At 64.0% G+C, this 26,405-nt stretch carries 18 protein-coding genes; 8 read left to right on the top strand and 10 right to left on the bottom strand.

The window, feature by feature from the left end; translation table 11 throughout:
• Positions 1–26 precede the first annotated feature (26 nt).
• The 3 genes from AC07WT_RS04640 to AC07WT_RS04630 form a co-directional block, all read right to left on the bottom strand.
• Positions 27–884, bottom strand: coding sequence for a carbohydrate ABC transporter permease (locus AC07WT_RS04640; RefSeq protein ID WP_492591071.1), 858 nt, complete (start codon positions 882–884; stop codon positions 27–29).
• A complete protein-coding gene (locus AC07WT_RS04635; protein WP_494946215.1) occupies positions 874–1,815 on the bottom strand; it encodes a carbohydrate ABC transporter permease in 942 nt (313 codons plus the stop codon). Before AC07WT_RS04635 ends, AC07WT_RS04640 begins: the two co-directional genes overlap by 11 nt.
• Before the next feature lie 197 nt (positions 1,816–2,012).
• Positions 2,013–3,260, bottom strand: a complete 1,248-nt coding sequence (locus AC07WT_RS04630) for an ABC transporter substrate-binding protein (protein ID WP_492591073.1) — start codon at positions 3,258–3,260, stop codon at positions 2,013–2,015.
• Between the two features lie 554 nt (positions 3,261–3,814).
• Here AC07WT_RS04630 and zwf point away from each other — a divergent pair.
• The 3 genes from zwf (at position 3,815) to AC07WT_RS04615 (ending at position 8,072) form a co-directional block, all read left to right on the top strand.
• Complete coding sequence (gene zwf, locus AC07WT_RS04625) at positions 3,815–5,278, top strand: glucose-6-phosphate dehydrogenase (RefSeq protein WP_492591074.1); 1,464 nt, start codon at positions 3,815–3,817, stop codon at positions 5,276–5,278.
• Positions 5,279–5,458: 180 nt separating this feature from the next.
• Positions 5,459–6,178, top strand: a complete 720-nt coding sequence (gene pgl, locus AC07WT_RS04620) for a 6-phosphogluconolactonase (protein WP_494946214.1) — start codon at positions 5,459–5,461, stop codon at positions 6,176–6,178.
• Positions 6,156–8,072, top strand: a complete 1,917-nt coding sequence (locus AC07WT_RS04615; RefSeq protein WP_494946213.1) for a bifunctional transcriptional regulator/glucokinase — start codon at positions 6,156–6,158, stop codon at positions 8,070–8,072. Before pgl ends, AC07WT_RS04615 begins: the two co-directional genes overlap by 23 nt.
• A 96-nt stretch (positions 8,073–8,168) precedes the next feature.
• On the opposite strand, the gene AC07WT_RS04610 is transcribed toward AC07WT_RS04615, so the two are convergent.
• The 5 genes from AC07WT_RS04610 to apbC all read right to left on the bottom strand — a co-directional run bounded on the left by AC07WT_RS04610 (position 8,169) and on the right by apbC (position 13,999).
• Positions 8,169–8,924 carry a lysozyme inhibitor LprI family protein gene (locus AC07WT_RS04610; protein WP_494946212.1) on the bottom strand — a complete coding sequence of 252 codons (756 nt, stop codon included), beginning with the start codon at positions 8,922–8,924 and terminating at the stop codon, positions 8,169–8,171.
• A gap of 2 nt (positions 8,925–8,926) precedes the next feature.
• On the bottom strand, positions 8,927–11,212 hold the full coding sequence (locus AC07WT_RS04605; RefSeq protein ID WP_494946211.1) for an Orn/Lys/Arg family decarboxylase: 2,286 nt from the start codon (positions 11,210–11,212) through the stop codon (positions 8,927–8,929).
• Positions 11,213–11,298: 86 nt separating this feature from the next.
• The gene (dcd, locus tag AC07WT_RS04600; protein ID WP_013338490.1) at positions 11,299–11,868 is read right to left on the bottom strand and encodes a dCTP deaminase; all 570 of its coding nucleotides are present in this window, start codon (positions 11,866–11,868) and stop codon (positions 11,299–11,301) included.
• 388 nt (positions 11,869–12,256) lie between these two features.
• A complete protein-coding gene (locus AC07WT_RS04595; RefSeq protein WP_494946210.1) occupies positions 12,257–12,790 on the bottom strand; it encodes a superoxide dismutase family protein in 534 nt (177 codons plus the stop codon).
• Positions 12,791–12,910: 120 nt separating this feature from the next.
• Positions 12,911–13,999: an iron-sulfur cluster carrier protein ApbC gene (gene apbC, locus AC07WT_RS04590; RefSeq protein WP_494946209.1), complete on the bottom strand. Its 1,089-nt coding sequence runs from the start codon at positions 13,997–13,999 to the stop codon at positions 12,911–12,913.
• A 251-nt stretch (positions 14,000–14,250) separates the two neighbouring features.
• On the opposite strand from apbC, the gene AC07WT_RS04585 reads away from it, so the two are divergent.
• Both AC07WT_RS04585 and metG read left to right on the top strand, forming a co-directional pair.
• Positions 14,251–14,904: a YiaD family glycine zipper/OmpA-like lipoprotein gene (locus tag AC07WT_RS04585; RefSeq protein ID WP_492591081.1), complete on the top strand. Its 654-nt coding sequence runs from the start codon at positions 14,251–14,253 to the stop codon at positions 14,902–14,904.
• Positions 14,905–15,288: 384 nt separating this feature from the next.
• Entirely contained in the window at positions 15,289–17,424 is a 2,136-nt protein-coding gene (gene metG, locus AC07WT_RS04580) for a methionine--tRNA ligase (protein WP_494946208.1), read from the top strand.
• A gap of 108 nt (positions 17,425–17,532) precedes the next feature.
• Here the strand turns inward: metG and AC07WT_RS04575 are convergent, their stop codons facing one another.
• Both AC07WT_RS04575 and AC07WT_RS04570 read right to left on the bottom strand, forming a co-directional pair.
• A complete protein-coding gene (locus AC07WT_RS04575) occupies positions 17,533–21,981 on the bottom strand; it encodes a translocation/assembly module TamB domain-containing protein (RefSeq protein ID WP_494946207.1) in 4,449 nt (1,482 codons plus the stop codon).
• A gap of 28 nt (positions 21,982–22,009) precedes the next feature.
• Positions 22,010–23,872: an autotransporter assembly complex protein TamA gene (locus AC07WT_RS04570; RefSeq protein WP_494946206.1), complete on the bottom strand. Its 1,863-nt coding sequence runs from the start codon at positions 23,870–23,872 to the stop codon at positions 22,010–22,012.
• Positions 23,873–24,258: 386 nt separating this feature from the next.
• On the opposite strand from AC07WT_RS04570, the gene AC07WT_RS04565 reads away from it, so the two are divergent.
• The 3 genes from AC07WT_RS04565 (at position 24,259) to panC (ending at position 26,369) form a co-directional block, all read left to right on the top strand.
• Positions 24,259–24,444, top strand: coding sequence for a DUF3460 family protein (locus AC07WT_RS04565; protein WP_492591085.1), 186 nt, complete (start codon positions 24,259–24,261; stop codon positions 24,442–24,444).
• 4 nt (positions 24,445–24,448) lie between these two features.
• Positions 24,449–25,324, top strand: coding sequence for a segregation and condensation protein A (locus tag AC07WT_RS04560; RefSeq protein ID WP_492591086.1), 876 nt, complete (start codon positions 24,449–24,451; stop codon positions 25,322–25,324).
• Positions 25,325–25,535: 211 nt separating this feature from the next.
• On the top strand, positions 25,536–26,369 hold the full coding sequence (panC, locus tag AC07WT_RS04555) for a pantoate--beta-alanine ligase (protein WP_494946205.1): 834 nt from the start codon (positions 25,536–25,538) through the stop codon (positions 26,367–26,369).
• Positions 26,370–26,405: the final 36 nt, after the last annotated feature.

Raw genomic sequence — 26,405 nt, 5'->3', positions numbered from 1 at the left:
CCGCCGCGCTCGGATGGTTTAAGCCCTTAGCCCTTGACTGCGCCCGCCGTCAGGCCGCGCACGAAATAGCGTCCGGCGATGATGTACACGAGCAAGGTCGGCAAGGCGGCGATGATCGCGCCGGCCATGTCCACGTTGTATTCCTTCACGCCGGTCGAGGTGTTCACGAGGTTGTTCAGCGCCACCGTGATCGGCATCGAATCGACGCCAGAGAACACAATCCCGAACAGGAAGTCATTCCAGATCTGCGTGAATTGCCAGATCAGGCACACCATGAAGATCGGCAGCGACACCGGCAGCAGAATCTTCGTGAAGATCGTGAAGAACCCGGCGCCGTCGATACGCGCGGCCTTCACGAGTTCAGCCGGCACGCTCACGTAGAAGTTGCGGAAGAACATCGTGGTGAAGGCGATACCGTAGATTACGTGCACCACCACCAGACCGGTTATCGAATTCGACAGGCCGAGCAAGCCTTCGAAGCGCGCCATCGGCAGCAGGATCGCCTGGAACGGAATGAAGCAGCCCACCAGCAGCATCGTGAAGATCGGATCGGCGCCGCGGAAACGCCAGTGCGTGAGCACATAACCGTTGAACGCGCCGACGATCGACGAGATCAGCACGGCCGGAATCACCATGCGCACCGAGTTCATGAAGAACGGCTGCATGCCGTCGCAACGCACGCCCGTACAGGCGCCGCTCCACGCCTTGATCCACGGATCGACGGTCCAGTGCGACGGCGGCGTGAGCAGGTTGCCGGTGCGCAGCTGGTCGATGTCCTTGAACGACGTGGACAGCATCACGTACAGCGGAAACAGGAAATACAGGGCAAACAGAACCAAGGCCGCGTAAATGACGGCACGGCTGATCGTCATCTTAGGCTGCATTGCGGGTGCTCCTCGATTCCAGATACATCAGCGGCACGAGCACGGCCACGACGGTGGCGAGCATCATTATCGACGATGCCGCGCCGACGCCCAGCTGCCCGCGATTGAACGAAAACGTGTACATGAAAATAGCCGGCAGCGAAGACGACGTACCCGGCCCGCCCGCCGTCAACGCGACGACCAGGTCGAAGGTCTTGATCGTGATGTGGCAGAGAATCAGCAGTACGGAGAAGAATACCGGACGCATGCTCGGGATCACGATCTTGCGATAGATGGTCGGCAAGCTCGCGCCGTCCATCTGCGCAGCCTTAAAAATTTCCGCGTCGACGCCACGCAAACCGGCGAGGAACAACGCCATCACGAAGCCGGTGGATTGCCACACGGCCGCGACCACGACGCAGAAAATCGCCTTGTCCGGATCACCCAGCCAGCTGAACGAGAAGCTCGTCCAGCCCCAGTCGTGGAAGACTTTTTCGAGGCCGATGCTCGGCGTCATGATCCATTGCCAGGCCGTACCCGTCACGATGAACGACAGCGCCATCGGATACAGGAACACGGCGCGCAGCGCGCCTTCATTGCGGATCTGCTGATCGAGCAGGATGGCGAGGAACAGACCCAGGCCGATACAGATACCGATGAACGGAATACCGAACCAGCCGAGGTTCGCGGCGGAGGTCCAGAACACATCGTTATCGAACAGTTCGCGATAACGGTCGAGACCGACAAATTCATAGCGCGGCATCAGTCGCGAATTGGACAACGACAGATAGCCGGTAATGGCGATGAAGCCGTACACGAAGATCAGACTGATCACGACGCTGGGTGCGAGCACCAGCTTCGGAATCCAGCGATCGGCAAGGGCCGCCATCGGCGACGCGCGGCGGGTCACGGAGGCCGTGTTTTTCCCGTTTCCGCTGATAGAAGCAGTCACTACTCGACTCCTGCTGAAACTGTACCGCCGGGGCGCTCACGCCAGGACAACGCGCGGCCGCAACGGCATGGGTGTGACTCTATGAAACCAGGGGTGAAGTTTCCTGCCCGATGTAACGCAACCGCTGCAGGCGATCCGAAGAGCGCGCCCGGCACCCGCTCACTGGACAGCCGGGCGTGCCGCTTCGTCTACTTCACTTACTTGGTCTTCGCTGCCTTCGCGAGCGCTGCGACCGCGGTCTTCGAATCCTGCTGCGAGTTCATGAACTTCGTGACCACGTCCGAGATCGCGCCGGCTGCTGCATCCGGTTGCGCCATGCCATGTGCCAGCGAAGGCACATAGCCGCCCGCTTTGATCGCCACCTGTTCATCCGCATACGACTTCTTCGCGCAGTCGTCGAACTTGGCCATCGACACGCCCAGACGGACCGGGATGGAACCCTTGTTCAGGCTGAACTGTTCCTGGAAGTCCGGCGACATGATCGTCTTGGCCAGCGCGAGTTGACCCGGCGTTGCCGTCTTCTGGCCCTTCTGCTGGAAGAACACGAACGAGTCGACGTTGAACGTGTACGACTTTTCCGTACCCGGCACGGCGGCGCACACGTAATCCGAGCCCGACTTCTTGCTGGCGTTGGCGAATTCGCCCTTCGCCCAGTCGCCCATGAACTGCATGCCGGCCTTGCCGTTGATGACCATGGCCGTGGCCAGGTTCCAGTCACGGCCCGTGCGGCCCGCGTCGAAGTAACCCTGGATCTTGCGGACCGTGTCGAACACGCCGACCATCTTGTCCGAGGTCAGCGTCTTTTCGTCGAGGTCGACCAGCGCCTTCCTGTAGAAATCGGCGCCTTGCGACAGCACCACGTCTTCCCACAGCGTCAGGTCCTGCCACGGTTGACCGCCCATCGCGATCGGCTGGATGCCGGCGGCTTTCATCTTGTCGGCCACGGCGAAGAATTCAGGCCACGTGGTCGGCGCCTTGCCGCCTGCCTTGTCCAGTGCTGCCTTGTTGATATACAGCCAGTTCACGCGGTGCACCGAGAACGGCGCGCCGACATAGTGACCGTCCGCGTGCATGATCTTGTCGATTTCCGGCGGCAGGTTCTTCTTCCAGTCGCCCGCGCCCGCGTCGACCGGCACCAGCACGCCTTGCGAAGCCCAGTCCTGGATCAGCGGACCCTTGATCTGCGCAGCGCTCGGCGCGTTGCCCGAGATCACCTGCGTCTTGAGTGCCGTCATGGCAGCCGCACCTGCGCCGCCAGCAACCGCGAAGTCCTTCCACGTGTAGCCTTGCTTCGTCATGTCGTCCTTGAGGACGCCGACAGCTTTCGATTCGCCGCCCGAAGTCCACCAGTGCAACACTTCGACCGACTCGGCAGCCTGCACGGCCGACACGCCACACATCAGACCCGCGGCGCACAAAGCGCCCATGATCGCGCGAAATTTCATTGCTTATCTCCTCCAGACACCTGAACAAAAAACAAATGGCCCCTGATGTCGCCAGGGTGCTGTGGTTGGTTCAAACAGGCAAAACACTGGGCGATCGAGCACGGTCGGGCGCATGCGCGAAGCATGGGCCGGCGGACCGGGGTTCGGCCGCTGGAAGCTCAAGAGATGAGTGGTTCGGGATGCAACTGACTGTCTCCTCTTTTGATTTTTGCCTGCCCGCGTCGCGCGCGGCACAGACTCGAGGTGCCTCGCACGCTAACCGGTCAATCGCCTGACAACCGCTCTGCCAGCCATTTAACCGTCCGGCTTTCCGTAAGGGCCGCCGGGGCATGCTGGCACGTGCCGACACGCAATGTCCGTTAACATGCAGGGGACGCCTGCCGATTCGGGAAAACGCGCATCTAGCCTGACAGCGCACGCTTTTTTCATCGAATTAGCGCTACCTCTTGATTTGGATTGTAGTTAAACTACAATTCAGTGTCAAAAAAAATTTTATCGGACTACGGTCGCCCTTTCCGGTCACCACGGCGGCCCCAGGACATCGACGGAGACTCATGCAAACCGATTCAAGTTTCACCTTCGTTCTCTTCGGCGGAACCGGCGATCTGTCGATGCGCAAGATCCTCCCCGCTCTGTTTGAAGCACACCGTGCAGGCGGCATGCTGGCTGCCAGCGGCAAGATCGTCGCAGTGGCGCGGCATGTGTCCGATCGCGCCGGGTACCTCGAATGGGTCAATGAGCACGTCAAGCCGCACGTGTCGAAGAACGGTGTGGACGAGGCCGCGTGGGCGAGCTTTTTGCAGCGCATCGAGTTCGCGAAGATCGATCTGGGCAATCCGGAAGACTTTGCGCTGCTGCGCGACGCCGTCAAAGACCTGCCCGGCATTCGCGTGTTCTATCTGGCAACCGGTCCGTCGCTGTTCGTGCCGATCTGCCGCGCGCTCGCTTCGGTGGGGCTGAACCAGAATGCGCGCATCGTGCTCGAAAAGCCGCTCGGCTACGACCTGAAGTCATCCAACGCGATCAACGACGCGGTCGGCGAAATCTTCGCTGAAGAGCAGATCTACCGGATCGACCACTACCTCGGAAAAGAGCCGGTGCAGAACCTGCTCGCGCTGCGCTTCGGCAATGCGCTGTTCGAACCGCTGTGGCGCCGCGAATGGGTCGAAAGCATCCAGATCACGATCGCCGAAGAACTCGGCGTCGAAGCGCGCGGCGACTTCTACGACAACACCGGCGCATTGCGCGACATGGTGCAGAACCATTTGCTGCAACTGCTTTCGATCGTCGCGATGGAACCGCCCCACTCGATGGACTCCGATTCGGTGCGCGACGAAAAGCTGCGCGTGCTGCGTGCGTTGAAGCCGATCGATCCAGGCGAGATCAGCAAGGTCGCGGTGCGCGGCCAGTATCATGCGGGCGTGATTCGCGGCACCTCGGTGCCGGCTTACGCGACCGAGCCGGGCGTGAAGCCGGACAGCACGACTGAAACCTTCGTTGCCTTGAAGGTCGAGATCGAAAACTGGCGCTGGGCCGGCGTGCCGTTCTTCCTGCGCACTGGCAAACGGCTCGCGGATCGCGTCGCCGAGATCGTGGTGAATTTTCGTGCGGTGCCGCATTCGGCGCTGGGCGCGTCGGCGTTGCGCGCCGGCGCCAATCGTCTCGTGATCCGCTTGCAGCCGAACGAAACCATTCGCCTCTACTGCCTCGCAAAGCAGCCTGGCGAAGGCATGAATCTCGCCAGCGTCCACCTCGACCTCGCGTTCGACCAGTTCTTCCGCGAAGGGCAGATGGAGGCGTATCAGCGTCTGTTGCTCGACGTGATCAACGGGCGCCTCGCGCTGTTTGTGCGGCGCGACGAGCAGGAAGCCGCATGGCGCTGGGTCGAACCGATCCTCAACGAATGGGCGGCGTCGAACAAGCCGCCCAAGCCGTATGCGTCAGGCACGTGGGGACCGGCGGCCGCGAGCGCGATGCTGGCGCAGCACGGCACCTGCTGGCTCGAAGAAGAGAATTGAAGCACGGCGGCGTGCCGTGCTCGATCGAACACGGCGCATCGCCCGTAAGACCTACCGACGAACGAACGGAATGGCGCCGGTATCTCGAGGGCGCCTGCGAGTCATCCACCTTGCAGGCGTCTTCGCGGGAGCAGCACGGCACATTCCGCAGATCTAACAAGAAAGCAGCACGGAGGAGAAGTGATCGAGCTTCACGCTTTCGACGATCAACGCGCCCAATCCGACGCGTTGGCGAAGGCGGTTGGCGACGCGTTACATGCGTCGCTCGCCGCACAGGCGGCCGCGACCGCAGCCGGCACGTCCACTAGCGCGCGCCCTGCAACGCTTGCAGTGTCCGGCGGCACCAGTCCGCGGCCGTTCCTGCAGACGTTGTCCACGCAACCCTTCGACTGGGCGCGCATTGCCGTGACGCTGGTCGACGACCGCTGGGTGCCGGAAACGGACAGCGCGAGCAATGCGCAACTCGTGCGCGACACGCTGTCGCAGAACGCCGCGAAAACCGCCGCTTTCTGGCCGCTGGTCGACACCGCGCAAGACCTGAATGCGCACATTGCCGCGCTGAACGCCGACCCGCGCTTCAGCGCCGTGCCGGACGTTGCGATTCTCGGCATGGGCGAAGACGGCCACACCGCGTCGATTTTCGCGGATGCGCCCGAATGGGATCACGCGATCACCACCACCGAACGCTTCGTTGCCGTGCATCCCGGCGCCGCGCCGCATGCGCGCGTGAGCTGGTCGCTGTCCGCGTTGAAAGAAGTCAAGCACCTGTATCTGCTGATCGCCGGACCGCGCAAGCTGGACGTGCTGAATGCCGCCGCCGCTGCGCCACAAAAAAATGCCATCTCGAAGTTGGCAAACGACAAGGGAGTGAGACTCGATGTCTACTGGTGTGCAAACTAAGGCTGTTCCGGGCGCGGGCCAGCACGCCGATGGACCGAGGCTACTGGCCGACATCGGCGGCACCAATGCGCGTTTCGCGCTCGAGACCGGCCCGGGCGAGATCACGTCCGTGCATGTCTATCCGTGCGCGGACTATCCGGGCGTCGCCGAAGTCATCAAGAAGTACCTGAAGGATACGAAGATCGGCCGCGTGAATCATGCGGCGATTGCGATTGCGAACCCGGTCGACGGCGATCAGGTGAGCATGACGAATCACGACTGGAGCTTTTCGATCGAAGCGACGCGCCGCGCGCTCGGCTTCGACACGCTGCTGGTCGTGAACGACTTTACCGCGCTGGCGATGGCGCTGCCGGGACTCACCGACACGCAACGCGTGCAGGTGGGCGGCGGCACGCGCCGTCCGAACAGCGTGATCGGTTTGCTCGGCCCGGGCACCGGCATGGGCGTCTCCGGCCTGATTCCCGCCGACGACCGCTGGATCGCGCTCGGCAGTGAAGGCGGCCATGCCACGTTCGCACCGGCCGATGAACGCGAAGACATCGTGCTGCACTACGCGCGCAAGAAGTGGCCGCACGTGTCGTTCGAACGCGTGGCGGCGGGCCCCGGCATCGAAGTGATCTACCGTGCGCTGGCGGGCCGCGACAAGAAGCGCGTGGCCGCGAACGTCGGCACGGGCGAGATCGTCAAGCGCGCGCTGGAGGGCGAGCCGCTGGCGGCGGAATCGGTCGATGTGTTCTGCGGGATTCTCGGCACCTTCGCCGGCAATATCGCGGTGACGCTCGGCGCGCTAGGCGGGATCTACATCGGCGGCGGTGTGGTGCCGCGGCTTGGCGAATTCTTCGCGCGTTCGTCGTTCCGCAAGCGCTTTGAAGCGAAGGGCCGCTTCGAGGCGTATCTGCAGAACGTGCCGACCTACGTGATTACCGCCGAGTACCCGGCGTTTCTCGGCGTCTCCGCGATTCTCGCGGAGCAGCTGTCGAACCGCGCGGGCGGCAGCTCGTCGGCCGTGTTCGAACGGATTCGCCAGATGCGCGATGCGTTGACGCCGGCCGAGCGCCGCGTGGCAGATCTCGCGTTGAATCATCCGCGCTCGATCATCAACGATCCGATTGTCGATATCGCGCGCAAGGCCGACGTGAGTCAGCCGACGGTGATCCGCTTTTGCCGCTCGCTGGGCTGCCAGGGGTTGTCGGATTTCAAGCTGAAGCTGGCGACGGGTTTGACCGGCACGATTCCGGTCAGTCATAGCCAGGTGCACCTGGGCGATACCGCGACGGACTTCGGCGCGAAGGTGCTGGACAACACCGTGTCGGCGATTTTGCAGTTGCGCGAGCATCTGAATTTCGAGCATGTCGAGCGCGCGATCGATCTGTTGAACGGCGCGCGGCGCATCGAGTTCTATGGGCTCGGCAATTCGAACATCGTCGCGCAGGATGCGCATTACAAGTTTTTCCGGTTCGGCATTCCGACCATTGCCTATGGCGATCTGTATATGCAGGCGGCGTCTGCTGCTTTGCTCGGCAAGGGCGACGTGATCGTGGCTGTGTCGAAGTCGGGACGTGCGCCTGAACTGCTGCGTGTTCTGGATGTCGCCATGCAGGCTGGAGCCAAGGTCATTGCCATTACTTCCAGCAATACGCCTCTGGCCAAGCGGGCCACCGTCGCGTTGGAGACCGATCACATCGAGATTCGCGAGTCGCAGTTGTCGATGATTTCGCGGATTTTGCATCTCGTCATGATCGATATTCTCGCCGTTGGCGTGGCGATTCGGCGCGCTGTGCCTAGCGCGGATGTGGCTGAAACAATCGCCAGCGCGCGGCAGGGCGCCGATGACGATGCTTCGGCAGTGCTGGACTGGTTAAGCCATGGGGCGGCTTCTTCGGCACGGGATTGAGGTTGGGGTTCTGCCTTTGGCGGCGGTTTGGGATTGCGCGCCTACGGCGGCGGCTTGAGCGCACCGCGCGCCGCACGCTCGAACCGCAACGCGTCCCTAATCGTTGCCGGCCGTCTCCGACAAACGCTTGAGCGTCGCAACCCGCGCGCCAATGATGTCGATGCGGCCACGCTCGTCGACCAACGGCGTGGTGGCATTGAGATACGCCGTCCACGCTTTCTGCGCGCGCACCAGGGTCGGCCGCGCGTGCGCCGGCATCTTCGCTTGCAAGCGGCGGTAGTAACGGTTCAGATCGAACATCGCATGTTCGCAATGCGCATCCGCGGTACAGGCGCGCGGACGGCGCGGCGCATCGCCGCCGGCGCTGATCCTCGCCGCAGCGCTGCGCAGCGCCAGCGCCCGGTCGCGCACCGGCTGCAACTGCATATCGGCTTCGGCGAGCACATACATCGTGCCGCGCGTCGTCGCGAACACGTCGGCCAGCAACTGCTTCTCGGCGTCGCGTGAGGCCTGCCAGCTCGCCTGGCTCTTTTCCCACTGCTTGCGCCGCGCGGGCGGCAACTTCGGCTGAAGCTGCTGCCACGCGTTGTCCAACGCGGCCTTCCAGCCGATCCGCGCGTTGTCCATGCACTGCACCTGCCCCGCCGTCGACGACATGTCGCTGCGCGCGAGACATGTGCGCATCGCCGCGTCGATCGGATCGGCAGCGCCGACTTCGGCATGCGCCGCCGAGGGCGCTACACCGAACACGGCGCCGAACATCGCGCCAAGCACGGCCGCCGACGTCAAAGCCAGCGCGCAGCGCGCGCGCCGCCAGCCGTCGGCACCCAGCAGGGACTTCACCGTCCACATCGTCAGGCGCGCACGCAATCGACGAAGTATTCGATGCGCCCGTTGATCATTTCGCCGACAAGCCCGTGGATGTCCGTGTGGAATCCCGGGAAACGTTCGTTGAATTCGCGCGCGAAACGCAGATAGTTGACGATGGTCCTGTTAAAGCGCTCGCCCGGAATCAGCAGCGGAATGCCGGGCGGATACGGCGTCAACAGAATCGACGTCACGCGGCCTTCGAGTTCGTCGATCGGTACCCGGTCGATCTCGCGATGGGCGAGCTTGGCGAACGCGTCGGACGGCTTCATCGCCGGTTCCATGCTCGACAGGTACATCTCGGTCGTCAGGCGCGCAATGTCGTTCGCACGATAGACGCTGTGAATCTGCTCGCACAGATCGCGCAGGCCGACCCGCTCGTACATCGGATGATGCGAGACGAACTCGGGCAGCACGCGCCACAGCGGCTGGTTGTTGTCGTAGTCGTCCTTGAACTGCTGCAGTTCGGTGACCATCGAGTTCCAGCGGCCCTTCGTGATGCCGATCGTGAACATGATGAAGAACGAGTACAAGCCGGTCTTCTCGACGATGATGCCGTGCTCGGCCAGATACTTCGTGACGATCGCTGCCGGAATGCCCGACTCGCCGAAACCGCCGTCCATATCCAGACCCGGCGTGACGATGGTCGCCTTGATCGGGTCGAGCATGTTGAAGCCTTCGGCGAGCGGGCCGAAACCGTGCCACGCATCGTTCGGGCGCAGCATCCAGTCTTCGCGTGAACCGATGCCTTCGTCGGCGAACTGGTCCGGACCCCACACCTTGAAGAACCAGTCGTCGCCGTATTCGGCGTCGACCTTGCTCATCGCACGGCGGAAGTCGAGCGCTTCGGCAATCGACTCTTCGACCAAAGCGGTGCCGCCCGGCGCTTCCATCATCGCCGCGGCCACGTCGCACGACGCGATGATCGCGTACTGCGGGCTTGTCGACGTGTGCATCAGATACGCTTCGTTGAAGCGGTGCTTGTCGAAGCGGCTGTTCTTCGAGTCCTGCACGACGATCTGCGACGCCTGCGAAATGCCGGCCAGCAGCTTGTGCGTGGAGTGCGTGGCGAACACCATCGCGCCGATGCGCGGACGGCCCGCGCCGATCGCGTGCATGTCCTGGTAGAACTCGTGGAACTCGGCGTGCGGCAGCCACGCTTCGTCGAAGTGCAGCGTGTCGAGCAGATCGCCCAGCATGTCCTTGATCATCTCGACGTTGTAGATCACGCCGTCGTAGGTGCTCTGCGTGATCGTCAGAATGCGCGGCTTGAGATTCGGGTTCTTCGCCAGCGCCTCACGCGCGAACGGATTCGCCTCGATCTTCCTGCGGATGTTTTCCGGCTCGAATTCGCTGCGCGGAATCGGGCCGATGATGCCGAAATTGTTGCGCGTCGGCGTGAGGAACACCGGAATCGCGCCGGTCATCGTGATCGCGTGCAGGATCGACTTGTGGCAGTTGCGGTCCACCAGCACGATGTCGCCCGGCGCAACCGTGCCGTGCCAGACGATCTTGTTCGAGGTCGACGTGCCGTTGGTGACGAAGAACACGTGATCGGCGCTGAAGATGCGCGCGGCGTTGCGCTCGGACGCGGCGACCGGCCCCGTGTGATCGAGCAGCTGGCCGAGTTCGTCGACGGCGTTGCAGACGTCGGCGCGCAGCATGTTCTCGCCGAAGAACTGATGGAACATCTGGCCGAGCGGACTCTTCAGGAACGCGACGCCGCCCGAGTGCCCCGGGCAATGCCACGAGTACGAACCCTCGTCCGCGTACTGCACCAGTTCCTTGAAGAACGGCGGCGCGAGCGAATCCAGATACACCTTGGTCTCGCGGATGATGTGGCGCGCGACGAACTCCGGCGTGTCCTCGAACATGTGAATGAAGCCGTGCAGTTCGCGCAGGATGTCGTTCGGCAGGTGGCGCGAGGTGCGCGTTTCGCCGTACAGGAAGATCGGAATGTCCGCGTTGCGGCGGCGCACTTCGGTCACGAACGCACGCAGCGCGACGATCGCGGCGGCCAGTTCCGGCGTTTCGCCTTCCACCACGACGTTATCGACGTACGGCAGCAGTTCGTCGTCGTCGATCGACAGGATGAAGCACGACGCGCGGCTCGATTGCTGCGCGAACGAAGTCAGATCGCCATAGCTCGTCAACCCGAGCACTTCCGCGCCTTCTTTCTCGATTGCTTCGGCCAAGGCCCGGATGCCGGAACCCGAGATGTTCTCGGAGCGGAAATCTTCGTCGATGATGACGACGGGAAAACGAAACTTCATGGGCGATTCTCCAAAAAGAACGACCGCTGCGCTTTGTAAAGTGCAGCGGTCACCCGAATAGCTAGTGGGTCAGTGCGCTGCCGACGTCACGTTTTAGGCAACGTGACGCCGTGCTGACCTTGATATTTGCCGCCGCGATCCGCATACGACGTCTCACAAATCTCGTCGCTTTCGAAAAACAGCACCTGCGCGACGCCTTCGTTCGCGTAGATTTTCGCAGGCAAAGGTGTCGTATTTGAGAATTCGAGCGTGACGTGCCCTTCCCATTCCGGTTCGAACGGCGTCACGTTGACGATGATTCCGCAACGCGCATACGTGGATTTACCCAGACACACGGTCAGGACGCTGCGTGGAATGCGGAAATACTCGACCGTGCGGGCCAGCGCGAACGAATTCGGCGGGATGATGCAGACGTCGCCCTTGAAATCGACAAACGACTTCTCGTCGAAGTTCTTCGGATCGACGATGGTCGAGTTGATGTTGGTGAAGATCTTGAATTCGTCGGCGCAGCGAATGTCGTAGCCGTAGCTCGAGGTGCCGTAGCTGACGATCTTCCGGCCGTCTTCGGAGACGCGGATCTGATCGGGCACGAACGGCTCGATCATCTTGTGCGACTCGGCCATGCGCCGGATCCACTTGTCGGATTTGATGGTCATAGGTGAACGCTGCTCGACGTGAGTGACAGATGTGTGACGGGTAACAACCCGGTATCGGGACCGGGCAACGGGTTCGGCTAAGTGTCGGGTAGCGGCCTGAGCGGCGCGCCGCCTTGGCGGGCCGCCACGGGGGACTGTGCGTGCTGACCAGGCTTCCCGGGCCAGGCGTTCCGGACCAGGCACCCCCGATTAGGCGTCCCCGACCAGGCGTCCCCGACCAGGCGTCCCCGACTGGGCGTCCCCGACGAAAGGCGCTTATTTTACGCGATCGTGAGAATGCTGCTGCGGGTAGGGTTTGAGAGCGGTCTGCGACACCTGCACGCACCTCTGCTTGCGCGGCAGCTAGCGGCCAGGTGTATGCGGATGGGACACGCGCTGCGCCCCGCCTTCACTGGCGAATCGAACCGCATGCGAGCGCCGGGCCCGCGCCATGCTGCGGATAGGCATACGGATCGGTAGCGTCGTGATGCAGCAGCACAGCGCGTTGCAACACCGAGCGGATACCGTCGAGCGACACATCCGGCGCGACGATGAAACCCGTGGCCACGCCGTTCGCGTCCGCATGAATGTTGCCGAGATCGCCCTCGACCCGCGCGCCCGCCTTCAGACGCTCGGCTGCCGGCGAGAACACCTGGCCGGCGCTGGAGCCGTCCGCGGCATTGCAGTCGCCGCGTTCATGCACTTGCAACGCGTGGTCGCTATTGGGCGGCAAGCCCGTGAGGTTGTAGGTGACCTGTACGCCGTCCGAGCGCTCGATAAACGTCACGAGCCCCCGCGCCTGATTGCCCACGGTGGGCAGCAACTGCGCGTCGGCGCGCTTTTCCTGTGGCCTCAGGAAGACGCTGCAGCCGCATAACAGCACACTGCTGGCAGCCAGTACGATGAACGCATGCACCGCCTGTCCGTCGATTCGTTTTCCCATGCGATCCTCTTGTCGGCCCGGCGGCCGCCCCTGCGGCCGCCGGGCCGAACTTGTGAAGTCGACATGATACCGCGAGAGCAGGCCCAAATTGATGCCTTGCGCCCTCGTCCGAATGGCCGCTCAGGTGTTCTGCACGACGATGTTGGGAAACTTCGAAGTCATGTCGCGCGCCCGCTCGGCGATATGGACCGCGACCTTGCGCGCGATCGACCGGTAGATCTCCGCGATACGTCCTTCCGGCTCGGCTACGACGCTCGGCCGGCCCGAATCGGCCTGCTCGCGAATCGCGATATCGAGCGGCAGGCTGCCGAGCACCTCGACGCCATATTCCTTCGCCATCCGATCGCCGCCGCCGGCGCCGAAGATATGCTCTTCGTGACCGCAATTCGAGCAGATATGCATACCCATGTTTTCGACGATACCGAGGATCGGAATGCCGACCTTCTCGAACATCTTGAGACCCTTCTTGGCGTCGAGCAGCGCGATGTCCTGCGGCGTCGTGACGATCACGGCGCCCGTCACCGGCACGCGTTGCGACAAGGTCAGCTGAATGTCGCCGGTGCCCGGCGGCATGTCGACGATCAGGTAGTCGAGATCTTGCCAGTTGGTCTGCCGCAGCAGTTGCTCGAGCGCGGAAGTGGCCATCGGGCCGCGCCACACCATCGGGTTGTCCTGCTCGATCAGAAAGCCGATCGAGTTGGCCTGCAGGCCGTGGCCGGTCATCGGGTTCATCGACTTGTCGTCGGGCGACTCGGGACGGCCCACGATGCCGAGCATCATCGGCAGCGACGGACCGTAGATGTCGGCATCCAGCACGCCGACCGAGGCGCCTTCGCTCGCCAGCGCCAGCGCCAGGTTCACGGCGGTCGTGCTCTTGCCGACCCCGCCCTTGCCCGACGCCACCGCAACGATATTCTTGACGTTCGGCAATAGCTTTACGCCGCGTTGCACGGTATGCGCGGCGACTTGCTGGGACACCTGGACACGCGCGTCGGCTACGCCGGGCACGGCTCGCAGCGCGTCGGCGAACTGTGTGCGGATGGCTTCGAACTGGCGCGCGGCCGGATAGCCGAGTACCACGTCGACGCTAACCGTGTCTCCCTCCACAACCACGTTCTTGATGTTCTTGGCGGCCGCGTACGGTCGGCCGGTATTGGGGTCAGCGACGGCCGCGAGGGCAGCGTCGACCAAAGCCCGATCGATACTCATTGACACTCCGTGGGGAACGCTTGCGGCGCGGCGGAATCGAAGTCTCGGCCACACGCCGGAATTTGAAAAAAATTGTTAGACAGCATTGCGAAAACCAGGTATGCCGGGCACCCTTCGGGCAGGCGGAACGCCATGGGGTCGCATCGCTGCGTACTTCTGTCATCATTGTAGTGGTTGGCGCCAAGCCTTGCCGGAAGACCCTTCTTCGCTGTCGGACCGCTTTACTCGCTTCACTCAAGAAAGGAATCAAAATGAATGCAAAAATCATGACTCGCCTGGCCGTCTTCGCCGTCGCCGGTTCGTTGCTGGCTGGCTGCGCGACCCAACAAGGCACCAACACGGCGGTCGGTACGGGCGTGGGCGCCGGCACCGGCGCGGCGCTTGGCGCGATCTTCGGCGGCGGCAAGGGCGCGGCGATCGGCGCGGGCGTCGGCGCGGCGGTCGGCGGCATCACCGGCTACAACTGGCAGGCGATTCATAACAAGCTGTCAGGCGCCACCAAGGGCACCGGCACACAGATCACCGAGCAGCCGGACGGTTCGCTCAAGCTGAACATCCCGAGCTCGGTCACCTTCGACACCAATAGCTACGCGGTCAAGCCGTCGTTCGCGCCGGTGCTGGATCAGCTGACGCAGACCATGACCCAGAATCCGGAGCTGATCGCCCAGGTGGTCGGCCACACGGACAGCACCGGCCAGCCGGCTTACAACCAGACGCTGTCGGTCAACCGCGCTGAAAGCGTGACGGGCTACCTGGGGCAGCGCGGCATCTCGCCGCAACGCCTGTCGGCACAAGGCATGGGCCAGACCCAGCCGATCGCCGACAACAACACCGAAGCCGGCCGCGCGGCAAACCGTCGTGTGGAAATCTATCTGCGCGCCACGGCACAGCACGCGACGCAATAAGGACAAGGCTCGAGGGGATGGATCAGCCGGGCGCCGGACCCCTTTACCGTGAATCGGCCGGTGTCCGGAGCGCCGTAGGAGTCTGACGAACGGGTTTCCACACGAGGTCGAAAAAAATTTCGAACTCTGCCGGAAATCCGTTGTCTCTCTTTACGGTACGTGGCTGGCTATGCCGCTGCGTCACCATTCTCCTCTTGTCGTTGTTGCTCCGGGGTTAGCAGCCCCGGTTTTTTTTGGGCGCGCGTTTTGTACCCGCGGTGTGTACCGCTTCTGCACCGTCCCGCCCGGCAGCAGCGCGGCCCCAGCCCAGCCGGCCCGTCCCGCGCCGGTCGCCTGCCCTGCTAGAATCAACCTTTCGTCCCACCGCAGGCTCCCACCATCCTTATGTCAGCACCCGCAACCGATCTCTCCGCAGGCGCGCCGTCGGGCCGTCGCCAGATTCTCGTCACGTCGGCCCTTCCGTATGCGAACGGGCAAATCCATATCGGCCATCTGGTCGAATATATCCAGACGGACATCTGGGTCCGGACGTTGCGAATGCACGGTCACGAGGTCTATTACGTGGGCGCCGACGACACGCACGGCACGCCGATCATGCTGCGCGCGGAAAAGGAAGGTCTGACGCCCAAGCAGCTGATCGACCGCGTCTGGCAAGAGCACAAGCGCGATTTCGACAGCTACGGGATTTCGTTCGACAATTACTACTCGACCGATTCCGAGGAAAACCGCGTCCTGAGCGAATCGGTCTATCTCGCGCTGAAGGAAGCCGGCCTGATCGAAGCACGCGACATCGAACAGGCGTATGACCCGGTCAAGGAAATGTTCCTGCCGGATCGCTTCATCAAGGGCGAATGCCCGAAGTGCGGCGCGAAAGACCAGTACGGCGACAGCTGTGAAGTATGCGGATCGACTTACCAGCCGACCGAGCTGATCAATCCGTATTCGGTCGTCTCGGGCGCCACGCCGATTCGCAAGACCTCGACGCACTACTTCTTCCGCTTGTCCGATCCGCGCTGCGAGAATTTCCTGCGCGAGTGGGTGGGCGGTCTGGCGCAGCCGGAAGCCACCAACAAGATGCGCGAATGGCTCGGCGACGCCGGCGAAGCCAGGCTCGCCGACTGGGACATCTCGCGCGACGCGCCGTATTTCGGCTTCGAGATTCCAGGCGCGCCGGGCAAGTATTTCTATGTGTGGCTGGATGCGCCGGTCGGTTACTACGCGAGCTTCAGGAATCTCGCCGAAAAGCGCGGCCTCGATTTCGACGCCTGGGTTCGCAAGGGCTCGAAGACCGAGCAGTACCACTTCATCGGTAAAGACATTCTGTATTTTCACACGCTGTTCTGGCCGGCCATGCTCGAGTTTTCGGGCCACCGCACGCCGACCAACGTGTTCGCGCACGGCTTCCTGACGGTTGACGGCGCGAAGATGTCGAAATCGCGCGGCACCTTCATCACTGCGCAAAGCGTGATCGACACCGGCCTGAATCCGGAATGGCTGCGCTACTACTTCGCGGCGAAGCTGAACAGCACGATGGAAGACCTCGACCTGAACCTCGACGACTTCCAGGCGCGCGTGAACAGCGATCTGGTCGGCAAGTACGTGAACATCGCGAGCCGCGCGGCGGGTTTCCTGATCAAGCGTTTCGACGGCTGCGTGCAGGACAGCGCCATGCAGCATCCGTTGCTCGCCACGCTGCGCGCCGCCGTGCCGCAGATCGCCGCGAACTATGAAGCGCGCGAGTACAACCGCGCGCTGCGTCACACCATGGAACTGGCTGACTCGGTCAACGCCTACGTCGACGCCGCCAAACCGTGGGATCAGGCAAAAGACCCGGCGAACGCGGTTGCGCTGCATGAAACCTGCAGCGTGAGCGTCGAGGCATTCCGCCTGCTGTCGCTGGCGTTGAAGCCGGTGTTGCCGAAGCTGGCCGAAGCGGTCGAAGCCTTCCTCGGCATCGAGCCGCTGGTGTGGGCCGACGCGAATGTGCCGCTGAGTTCGGCGCGCCCGATCAACGCGTACAAGCACCTGATGACGCGCGTCGATCCAAAACAGATCGAAGCGCTGCTGGCGGCCAATCGCGATTCGCTGCAGGCCACGCCGGAAGCCGCCGCACCGGCTGGCGCCAAGACCAAATCGAAGGCAAACGCAACCGCCGTCGCCGAGAAGGATGAAACGCCCGGCGTCATCTCGATCGACGACTTCGCGAGGATCGATCTGCGCGTCGCGAAGATCGTCGACTGCAAGGCCGTCGAGGGGTCGGACAAGCTGCTGCAACTGACGCTCGACGTCGGCGAAGAAAAAACGCGCAACGTGTTCTCGGGCATCAAGTCCGCGTATCAGCCGGAGCAGCTGGTCGGCAAGCTGACGGTGATGGTCGCGAATCTCGCGCCGCGCAAGATGAAGTTCGGCCTGTCCGAGGGGATGGTGCTGGCGGCATCGGCCACTGACGAAAAAGCCGAACCGGGCCTATACGTGCTCGAACCGGACAGCGGCGCGAAGCCGGGTATGCGCGTGAAGTAAAACAGACGCGCGGCGTCGACCGCGGTCGCCACAAGCAAAAACGGCACGCTTTAAAAGGCGTGCCGTTTTTTTATGCCGTTGCTCTGCTCAAACCGCCTTCTCCTCTCGTCACCAGCTGATCCGGTCGAAGCGCCGCGTGTAAAGCAGCTCGAGGCCGTCGAACGTGCCGCCATAGGCCGCGACCGACCAGTACCGCGTCAGATTGACCGTCGCCTTGATCGCATTGCTCGCCGACTGCAGACCCTGCTCGTAGCCGATCACGAGCCACTCGTTGATGGCTTTCGACACCATCACCACCTGCGGATCGGTTAGCCCGACGTCGCTTCGGCCGATCGAAAACTCGTCGAGCCCGAAGGTCTGCGCAATCCGCTTGCCGCTCGCGCTGCCGAGCAACGCGAGCGCCGTCGTCATGGTGCTTTGCTGACCGAGGTTATTGCCCTGGTCCGTGCCGTGACCGAACAGCAGCCACGAGAGCTTTTCGTTGTCCGCCACGTTCGGCTCCGACACCAGCTTCGCGACCGGAGCCTGGATCGTGCCCGTCACCTGCACGCCCGCCTCGACCTGCTGATTGCGGCGCATCGCAAGGATGTTGATGCCGGGGTTGGCCACCGGTCCGTTGAACGTGAAGAAGCCGTTCTCGATGCCGAGCTTGCGGCCGAATGCGGTGTAGGTCGACCCTGGCGTCACGCGCACATTGCCGACGGCGCGCAGCGGCAGGTTCGGCGCGCTCATCGCCGTGATCGTGCCGGTCAGGCCGAGATCGGCGCCTTGCCCGCGGAAACGGAAGTTGTTGCCGAGGCTGATGTCGATGTTCGCGCGCGGCGCGAACGGGCCGACCGGCTTGTTGGTGCCGTCCACCGGGACCGGCCGCTCGCCCGCCACCGTGCCGTCCGGACGCACCACCACCACGTCGTCGCCGAGCTTCGGCGCGGACTGCTCCGGCATGTCGAACAATGCGTGATCGACCACGAACTTGCCGTTGATCGCCATGCCGCCCTGCGGCCCCGCGTTCGCGACGCTCGCGCTGCCCGACAGCGACAGGTTGCGGTCGGGCGCGGCGAACAGTTCCAGCTTGTCGGCCACGATGCTGGCGGTCAGATCCGGCTGCGCGCTGTCCAGCCGCACCCGGCCGGTGGCGCGCAAGGTGCCGCTCGCGCCGTGAAATTCGACCTGCTGGAAGTCCACCAGATTTTCCGACAGCGCAATGCGCACCACCCCGTCTTTCAGTTGCACACCCTGGTCGACCATCGTCGCCGACAGTCCGTCGCCGAGCAGCGAGCCGGACAGATTCGGCTTGGCGACCGTGCCGCCGAGCGCGAGCTTGAACGCCAGGTGGCCGTCGAGCAGATAGCTCGGGCCGAACAGGCCGCCGGTCGTTTTCAGCGACGGCACGTTCGCGTTTACGTTGCCGTTCAGCGCGCCCTCTTCGTTGAGCGTGAGAAAGCCGTCGCGCATCACGAGCGTGGTATGCCCATCGGCGTCGAACACGCCGATCCGGCTGGCCTGCGCACGCACGGTGGCGTTGAGCCGGTTGCCGCCGCTGAATTCGGCGCGCGCCGTGATATCCGTAATGCCCAGCGACGCGAGGCCGCGGCCGATTTCAACCGTGACGTCGCCGCCGCGGCGCTTCAACTGGATGTGGCCGCTCGCGGTGCTGCCAAGCGCGAAGTCCCAGTCGCCGTCGAACACCAGATCGGTTTTGACGGCCGGCGGCGTGCCGGTGATCTCGCGCCGCAAATCCTGCAAGCGCGCCAGCGAAATGTCGGTCAAGCTGCCCGCCGACTGGATCTTGCCGTGGTCGAGCGCGAACGATTTGAGGTTTAGCACCGCGCCTTCGAGCGTAAGGCGCGTCGCACCCAATGTGACGCGCTTCGGCCCAGCGCTGACGGCGAGCGGCGACTCGAGATTGAGCGCCGGCGTGCCGCGATTCTGCAGGCGGCTCACCGTGCCGTCCCAACGTGTGCCGTCGCGCGCTTCGGTCAGCTTGCCGTTGGCGGCGAGCGTCAGATCGAGCGGACGGTCCTGCAGCTTGCCGGTAGCCGCCGCCTCGAGCGTGTGGTTCGCACGCGTGCCGGACAGGCGCGCCGTGAGCGTGGTCAGATCGACGCCGCCCGCGCTCAGGTTGCGCGCGTCGGTGGTAAAGACGAGCGCGCCGTTCACGCCGTCGCGCAGTTCGGCGTGGCCCTCCGCATGGCCGATCCGGTTGGTGCCGAACGCGACGCTGTCGGCCTTGTAGTTCAACACGACGTTCGGATGCGCGAACGAGCCGGTGACGTCGCCATCCGCCGCGACGAGCCCCGCGAGGCCGAAGCCGAGGCGCTCCAGTTGCGGCGCATCGACGCGAAAGCGCAACCGGTCGCCGCGCTCACCGAAGCTGCCTTGCAGATCGACCTGGTTGCCCGCCACCGACAGATTCGCGCGGCTTGGCAGAATCCGCGAACCGGCCAGCTGGACCGTGCCGCCGCCCGTCAGCGGCAGGCCGTCGTAGACGCTTGGGCCGAGCTTGAATTCGGCCTTGGTGGTGAAGGTCGGGCCGAGCACGCCGGCCGCCGTCAGCGTGCCGTTCACGCGCGCCTCGATCTTGCGGGCGGGCGGCGCGCCGCGCTTAGGCGGCGTCTTGCGTTGCACCTCTTCGGCCCGCACCGCGGCCTTAGCCGTGTTTTTCACCGCAGCGGCAGCTTTGTCGCCAGGCGCCGCGCTTTTCGCGCCGGCGGCGCTGGCCGCCTGAGCCGCGCCTTGCGTGCGCTTGACGTTACTCGCCGACTTATTCGCCGACTTATTCGCTGACTTATTCGCTGACTTACTCGCCGACGGCGCCGGGCCAGTCGCCGCCGCGCGCGACGGCATTTGCGAAGTCAGTGTCAACGGATCGAAATCGGTCAGTTGCGCTTTCAGGTTGTAGGTGGAATTCGCGTCGTGCTTGAGCGCACCGGACAGGTCGATGCGGCCCATACCCGACGTGACGCGCACGTCGTTGAAGCTCATCCGCGCAGGATCGAACGTCACCTTGCCCTGGGCGCGCAACGCCGCTTTCGGGTCGGCGAGATCGAGCGTGAGGCTCTGTATGTCGTCATTCAGACGGATACCGATGGAACCGGCAAGCTGCGTCGGCCGCACGCTCGCTTCGAGCGCGTTCAGATCGAGCCCGGCGACTTGCAGATCGAACTGGCCGCGCTTGCCGGCCAGCGCGCCGCCGCCGGTGAGCGTGGCGCTCTTCACGAGCCGCACGGTCAGATTGGAGATGCGCTGCGTCTGCGCGTCGAGCCGCACGTCGGCGCGGGCGTCGATCAGGGGCAGCAGGTTCTGGTCGATCGCGCCGGGTTTGGCGTTGACGATCGAAACGTGGCCGGCGACCGCGAAACCCGCAGCGGCTTTCTGCGACGCCTCCGTATTGACGCCACCTTTGCCGTTCTTAACCATGGCGGCCTGCGGGACGCTGGCGGCGTTGGGGGAGCTGGCCGGGCTCACGGCGCCGGAAGCGCTGGCCGCACTCACGGCGCCGGAAGCGCTGACGGAACTCGCCGCACTCGATCCAGCATGCGCCTGCCCGTTCACAGCGCTGGCCGCGGCCGCACCCAACACCACCGTCCCCGCCTCGCCCTGTGCTACCGGCTGCAACTCCGCCCGCACCGCCAGATCCGCCAGCGGCGCACCGGGCGCGAACGCCTGCGGGTTGACGTGATCGAAAGTCAGCGTCGCGCGTTGCAGCGGCACGTCCGCAAACGGCGTCGCTTCGACCTGCGCATGGCCGGAAAGCTTCATGCCGCTCGCATCCAGCTCGGCTGTCAATGTTTCAAGCGAGCCGGTCAGATGCCCGCCGACCTGCACCGGCTCGTTGTTGACCTTGCCCGAATAGCCCAGATCGCCGCTCAGCGGAAACGGCCGCACGCCGTCGAGCTTCGCCGCCGCGGTCACCGCGCCGAACGGCGTGTCGAGCCGGTCGATGGCGGCCTCGTGATGGCGTCCGTCGCTGCGGCCATGAAAGACGAAGCGGGAAAACTCGGTAGTCGATGCCCCCTGCCGCAGGAGGAGCTTGTCGACCTGCACGTCGCGGATGTCGAGTTGCAGCGGCAAGCGCAAGTCTTGCGGCAGCGTCAGCGGTCCGCTGGTGCTCGGCGACGAACCCACCCGCGCGTCGATCGTGCCGATATGCAGATAGTCGATGGCGAAGCGCCAAGGCGCGCGCGTGAGGCCCCAACGGCCGGCCACACGGTCGATCTGGATATCGGTGCCGCTGCCGTCGAGGCTGCGCCAGCGCACCTGGCGCAGTTGCACGCCCTGCGCGAGCGCGCCGCCTTCCAGGGTGCCTGTCAGCCTGCCGCCGAGCAGCTTGACGGCCGCCTGCCACGTATAGCCGGTGCCGCGCTCGGTCGTCAGCGCGCCGTACAGCAGACCGATCGCCACCGCGACCAGCAACACCAGCACCGCGACCGTCCACGCGAACGTTTTCAGCAGCAAACGGCCGAGCCGGCGCTTGGGCGGCGGCGCAGAAGGCGGCGGCCCCGCCGGGCGATCGCCCGGCTCTGCGGGTGGTTGAGCGGAAACGTCCGTGGTCATGCGTGGATCATGTGAATGCAGGTGTCCATCAGAAGGCGATCCCGAGGGTCAGATACGGCCGCACGCTCCTGTTGCGAATCCCGTAGGCAATATCGACGTTGACCGGCCCGACCGGACTGCGCCAGCGCGCCCCCACACCGACGCCAGGATAAAAGACTTTCTCGCCCCAGGTGTCGGTGGCGGTGCCGACGTCGAAGAACGCCGCCGCGCCCCAATCGTGACTGAACCAATGCTGATACTCGGCCGACGCGGTGGCCAGATATTTGGTCGGCAGCACCGAGCCGTCGACGTTATTACCGATGCTCTGATAGCTGTAGCCGCGGATCGAATTCGAGCCGCCCGCGCGGAACAGCAGCGAAGCCGGAATGCCGCTCGAACTGCCGCTCGTGAACACGCCGCCGAGCTCGGCGCGGACCAGCACGAGGTCTTCCTTGCCGATCGGCAGATACTGCTGGCCGCGGGCGTAGCCGCGGATGAACGTCTGGTCGGTCAGCACGCCCTTGACCGCGAAGCCCGCTTCCACGTGAATCAGGTTGCCCGAACGCGGGAACAGCGGGTCGTCGGTATGGCGGCGGGTCCACGACCACGACGGCACCAGCGCCCGGCTGGTGGTCGGCGCAATCGCGTTCTGGTCGAGCCGGTCCTGGTAGAGCAGGATCGCGTAGTTGTAGTCGATGAATTGCGACGTGCGAGCCCGCTGCACACCGGCACGGACACTGTAAATGCGCGTGTCGGAAACGTCCGTGGTGGTGTAGGACGCCAGCACGCTATTAGTCCAGCCACGCGGCCCCGGCGGCATCGCCAGCTGGATTTGCCCGTACTGCTGAACCTGGTCGATCCGGCCGTCGATCGTGAACGGCCAGGCCTTGCCGAAGGTGTCGAGATACGAATACGCGCCCTGGATCAGCGGACCGTTGTCGGTCGAGTAGCCGACCCCGCCGCGGATACTGTTGTACGGATATTCGGACACCTTCACGTGCAGCGGCGTCTCGGCCGGTTTGGCCGGATCGCTATCCACGTCGATGGCGACGCTCGCGTAATACGGCGTGTTCTGCAACTGCCGCTGCAATTCGGCGACGCGTTGCACGTCGTAGATATCGCCGACCGAAATCGGATTCACGTTATCGACGATCCGCTCCGGATAGCGCCGCGTGCCGGACACGTCGAGCTTGCCCATCGTGAAGGTCGGCCCGCTGTCATACGTGACGGACAGCTTCGCTTCGTGCGTGCGCGGGTCGATCCGCGCCTCGGAGTGGTAAATCTTCGCGCCCAGATAGCGGCGCGCCTGCAACGCCTTGAGCGACGCGTTTTTCGCATTGTCCCAGTCGCCTTGCGAAAACGGATCGCCTTCGCGCAGCGAAAACGCGAAGCGCGCGGCATTTTCCTGCGCCGGGTCTTCGGTCAGCACCGGACCGCGAAACGACAGCGAAATCGACTCGATGGTGGTTTGCGGCCCCGGATCGACGCTCACGGTGACGCGCTTCTTGCCGTCGACGGTTCGCACGTCGGTGCGCACGACCGGCGTGAAATAGCCTTGCGTAGCGGTCAGATCGCGCACCTGCTGGGGCGTCGCGGTGACGAGGAACTCGAACTGCTCGTCGCTGATGTCGGCGCGTTTGGCGAAGCGCGCAATGTCCAGATGCGCTTCGAGCAGCTTGCGCAGCGAGCGCGGCGAGGCCTCGATATCGACCTTGTAGCTGGCGTTGGCGCGCGCGGCGTGGGCGTCGGTCGCGGCCAGCGTCAGCATGACGATGCCGAACGCCAGCCACGCACGCAGCCAACGCCGAACCGGCATCATGCGCCGGTGCAGCCCGCCAGCGGCACCGGCCGCAGCGGCCACACCGGCTTCAGCGCGCCGTACACGCGGCGTTTCGATCGCACATCCCGCCAAACAGGACCTCCGGCCGTGGTTGATTAAATTCTTTGGTTCGGGCTCGCCGCAGCGTCCGAAGCTCGCTATTTGACCACATCGGCGAGGCCGCGCGATCTCTTGAAACGGCCTCTCTGGATGGCCAGACGGCGCGCGAGCCGCGCTCTCGCGCCGCATCCGTCGTGATGCACATGCCCCCGAGCCGGGAGCGCGCCCGCCTTTGACGCGTCGCCGCCGCCTGGGTTCCAGGCGTTTTCGCCAGCCGGCGGCTCGCGCCTGCCGCCGTTTTTCGTCCGTGCGCGGCGCTTGCGGTAAAATCGCGCAGTCAACGCCAAGCGGTTGCCTTGCGGATTCCTGTCAGGGGTCGCGAGGACAGCCGCCATTTCACCCATCACGGACGTCGAGCCATGTATCAATCGGACATCACCCAGTTCCTGAACCAGCTCAAGCAACAAAAACCGCATCTGGAAGCTGAACAGCGCCGCGGCCGTTCGCTGCTGTGGGACAAACAGCCGATCGACCTCGAAGAACGCGCCGAACAGAAAGCCTCGCGCGTAGAACAGACGTCTTACTCGTACTATCAAAACTTCTAAGCGCGTGAGTCACGCCGACGAGGCCCACGGCGCTACGCCGGCGCCGGCCGACGCCGCGCTAGCCGCCCCCGCCACCGATTCCACGCCCGACACGGTCGACGGCATCGCGTTCGCACGCCTGTACGGCGAGCCGCTCTTCAAGCTGCCGACGGATCTGTACATTCCGCCGGACGCACTCGAAGTGTTTCTCGAAACCTTCGAAGGTCCGCTGGACCTGTTGCTGTACCTGATCCGCAAGCAGAACTTCAACGTGCTCGACATCCCGATGGCGGACGTCACGGTGCAGTATCTCGGCTACGTCGACCAGTTGCGCCAGACCAATCTCGAACTCGCATCCGAGTATCTGCTGATGGCCGCGATGCTGATCGAGATCAAGTCGCGCATGCTGCTGCCGGTGAAGAAAGCCGATAGCGGCGAAGAAGCCGAAGATCCGCGCGCGGAACTGGTGCGCCGCCTGCTCGAATACGAGCAGATGAAACTCGCCGCGCAGCGCATCGACCAGTTGCCGCAGCTTGGCCGCGATTTCCTGCGCGCCGAGGTGTACATCGAGCAAAGCATCACGCCGCGCTTTCCCGACGTGAACAGCGAAGACCTGCGCGCCGCGTGGGCCGACGTGATCAAACGCGCCAAGCTGGTCCAGCACCACAAGATTTCGCGCGAGGAACTGTCGGTGCGCGAGCACATGAGCACGATCCTGCGGCAACTGCAGAACGCGCGTTTCATGGAATTCTCCGACCTGTTCGACACGAGCAAAGGCGTGCCGGTGGTGGTGGTGAATTTCATCGCGATGCTCGAGCTATGCCGCGAATCGCTGGTCGAAATCACGCAGGCCGAGCCGTTCGCACCGATCTATGTGCGCCTTGCCTATCTGCCGGCATGAAGCGTCACAACAGGCATCAAAGGGGGTGCCAGGCGCAGCTTGCGTGCGCCAGAACAGCTGCCAATGCCTCGTTTCGGTGCGCCCCCGCCGCAAATCCACTACAATCCCGCGCTCCGAACCTGTCATTACCAGTGCGGCGGCGGCCCGCGCGATACCCTAAGGTTTTGCGTCAACCGAGTCTCGCGCCGCGCGAGGAAATCCCTGTCCGATCATGAAAGTCATCAGCTCGATCCATGAATTGCGCGACCAGTTGCGCGGCCAGAATCGCACCGCCTTCGTGCCGACGATGGGTAACCTGCACGAGGGTCATCTGTCGCTGATGCGTCTGGCGCGCCAGCACGGCGATCCGGTGGTGGCGAGTATCTTCGTGAACCGCTTGCAGTTCGGTCCGAACGAAGATTTCGACAAATACCCGCGCACGCTCGAAGCCGACATCGAAAAGCTGCAGAAGGAAAACGTCTACGTGCTGTTCGCGCCGACGGAAAGCGACCTGTATCCGGAGCCGCAGGAGTACCGCGTGCATCCGCCGCACGATCTGGGCGACATTCTCGAAGGCGAATTCCGGCCGGGCTTCTTCCAGGGCGTGTGCACCGTGGTGATGAAGCTGATGTCGTGCGTGCAGCCGCGCGTCGCAGTGTTCGGCAAGAAGGATTACCAGCAGCTGATGATCGTGCGCAGCATGTGCCACCAGTTCGCACTGCCCACCGACATCATCGCCGCGGAAACGGTGCGTGACACCGACGGCCTCGCGCTCAGCTCGCGCAACCGCTATCTGCAAGCCGCCGAGCGCGCCGAGGCGCCGATGCTGGCCGCCGAGCTCAATCGCGTGCGCGACGCGGTGCTGTCGGGCGAGCGCGACTTCGCGAAACTCGAACAGGCGGCGATGGCGGAACTGGCCGCGCGCGGCTGGCAGCCCGATTACATCGCGGTGCGCAAGCGCTCGAACCTGCTGCCGCCGGGCCCGCAAGACGAGAACGCGGAACTGGTGGTGCTGGCCGCCGCCAAGCTCGGCGCCACCCGTCTGATCGACAACCTCGAAATCTGAATCTGACGCTTGGTCCGCGCGAACGCGCACAAGAAG

The organism is Paraburkholderia sp. GW821-FHT02A12 (assembly GCF_059422005.1).
Note: the sequence above shows the minus strand (reverse complement) of the source record. Positions and strands in the feature narration are given on the sequence as shown.

Excerpts from the sequence above, each read along its gene's own strand:
- AC07WT_RS04605 (WP_494946211.1), bottom strand. The coding sequence starts at position 11,212 with ATGAAGTTTCGTTTTCCCGTCGTCATCATCGACGAAGATTTCCGCTCC.
- AC07WT_RS04575 (WP_494946207.1), bottom strand. The coding sequence starts at position 21,981 with ATGACCACGGACGTTTCCGCTCAACCACCCGCAGAGCCGGGCGATCGC.
- AC07WT_RS04565 (WP_492591085.1), top strand. The coding sequence starts at position 24,259 with ATGTATCAATCGGACATCACCCAGTTCCTGAACCAGCTCAAGCAACAA.
- AC07WT_RS04595 (WP_494946210.1), bottom strand. The coding sequence starts at position 12,790 with ATGGGAAAACGAATCGACGGACAGGCGGTGCATGCGTTCATCGTACTG.
- AC07WT_RS04585 (WP_492591081.1), top strand. The coding sequence starts at position 14,251 with ATGAATGCAAAAATCATGACTCGCCTGGCCGTCTTCGCCGTCGCCGGT.
- AC07WT_RS04630 (WP_492591073.1), bottom strand. The coding sequence starts at position 3,260 with ATGAAATTTCGCGCGATCATGGGCGCTTTGTGCGCCGCGGGTCTGATG.
- metG (WP_494946208.1), top strand. The coding sequence starts at position 15,289 with ATGTCAGCACCCGCAACCGATCTCTCCGCAGGCGCGCCGTCGGGCCGT.
- AC07WT_RS04615 (WP_494946213.1), top strand. The coding sequence starts at position 6,156 with ATGTCTACTGGTGTGCAAACTAAGGCTGTTCCGGGCGCGGGCCAGCAC.
- AC07WT_RS04640 (WP_492591071.1), bottom strand. The coding sequence starts at position 884 with ATGCAGCCTAAGATGACGATCAGCCGTGCCGTCATTTACGCGGCCTTG.
- apbC (WP_494946209.1), bottom strand. The coding sequence starts at position 13,999 with ATGAGTATCGATCGGGCTTTGGTCGACGCTGCCCTCGCGGCCGTCGCT.
- AC07WT_RS04610 (WP_494946212.1), bottom strand. The coding sequence starts at position 8,924 with ATGTGGACGGTGAAGTCCCTGCTGGGTGCCGACGGCTGGCGGCGCGCG.
- panC (WP_494946205.1), top strand. The coding sequence starts at position 25,536 with ATGAAAGTCATCAGCTCGATCCATGAATTGCGCGACCAGTTGCGCGGC.
- zwf (WP_492591074.1), top strand. The coding sequence starts at position 3,815 with ATGCAAACCGATTCAAGTTTCACCTTCGTTCTCTTCGGCGGAACCGGC.
- dcd (WP_013338490.1), bottom strand. The coding sequence starts at position 11,868 with ATGACCATCAAATCCGACAAGTGGATCCGGCGCATGGCCGAGTCGCAC.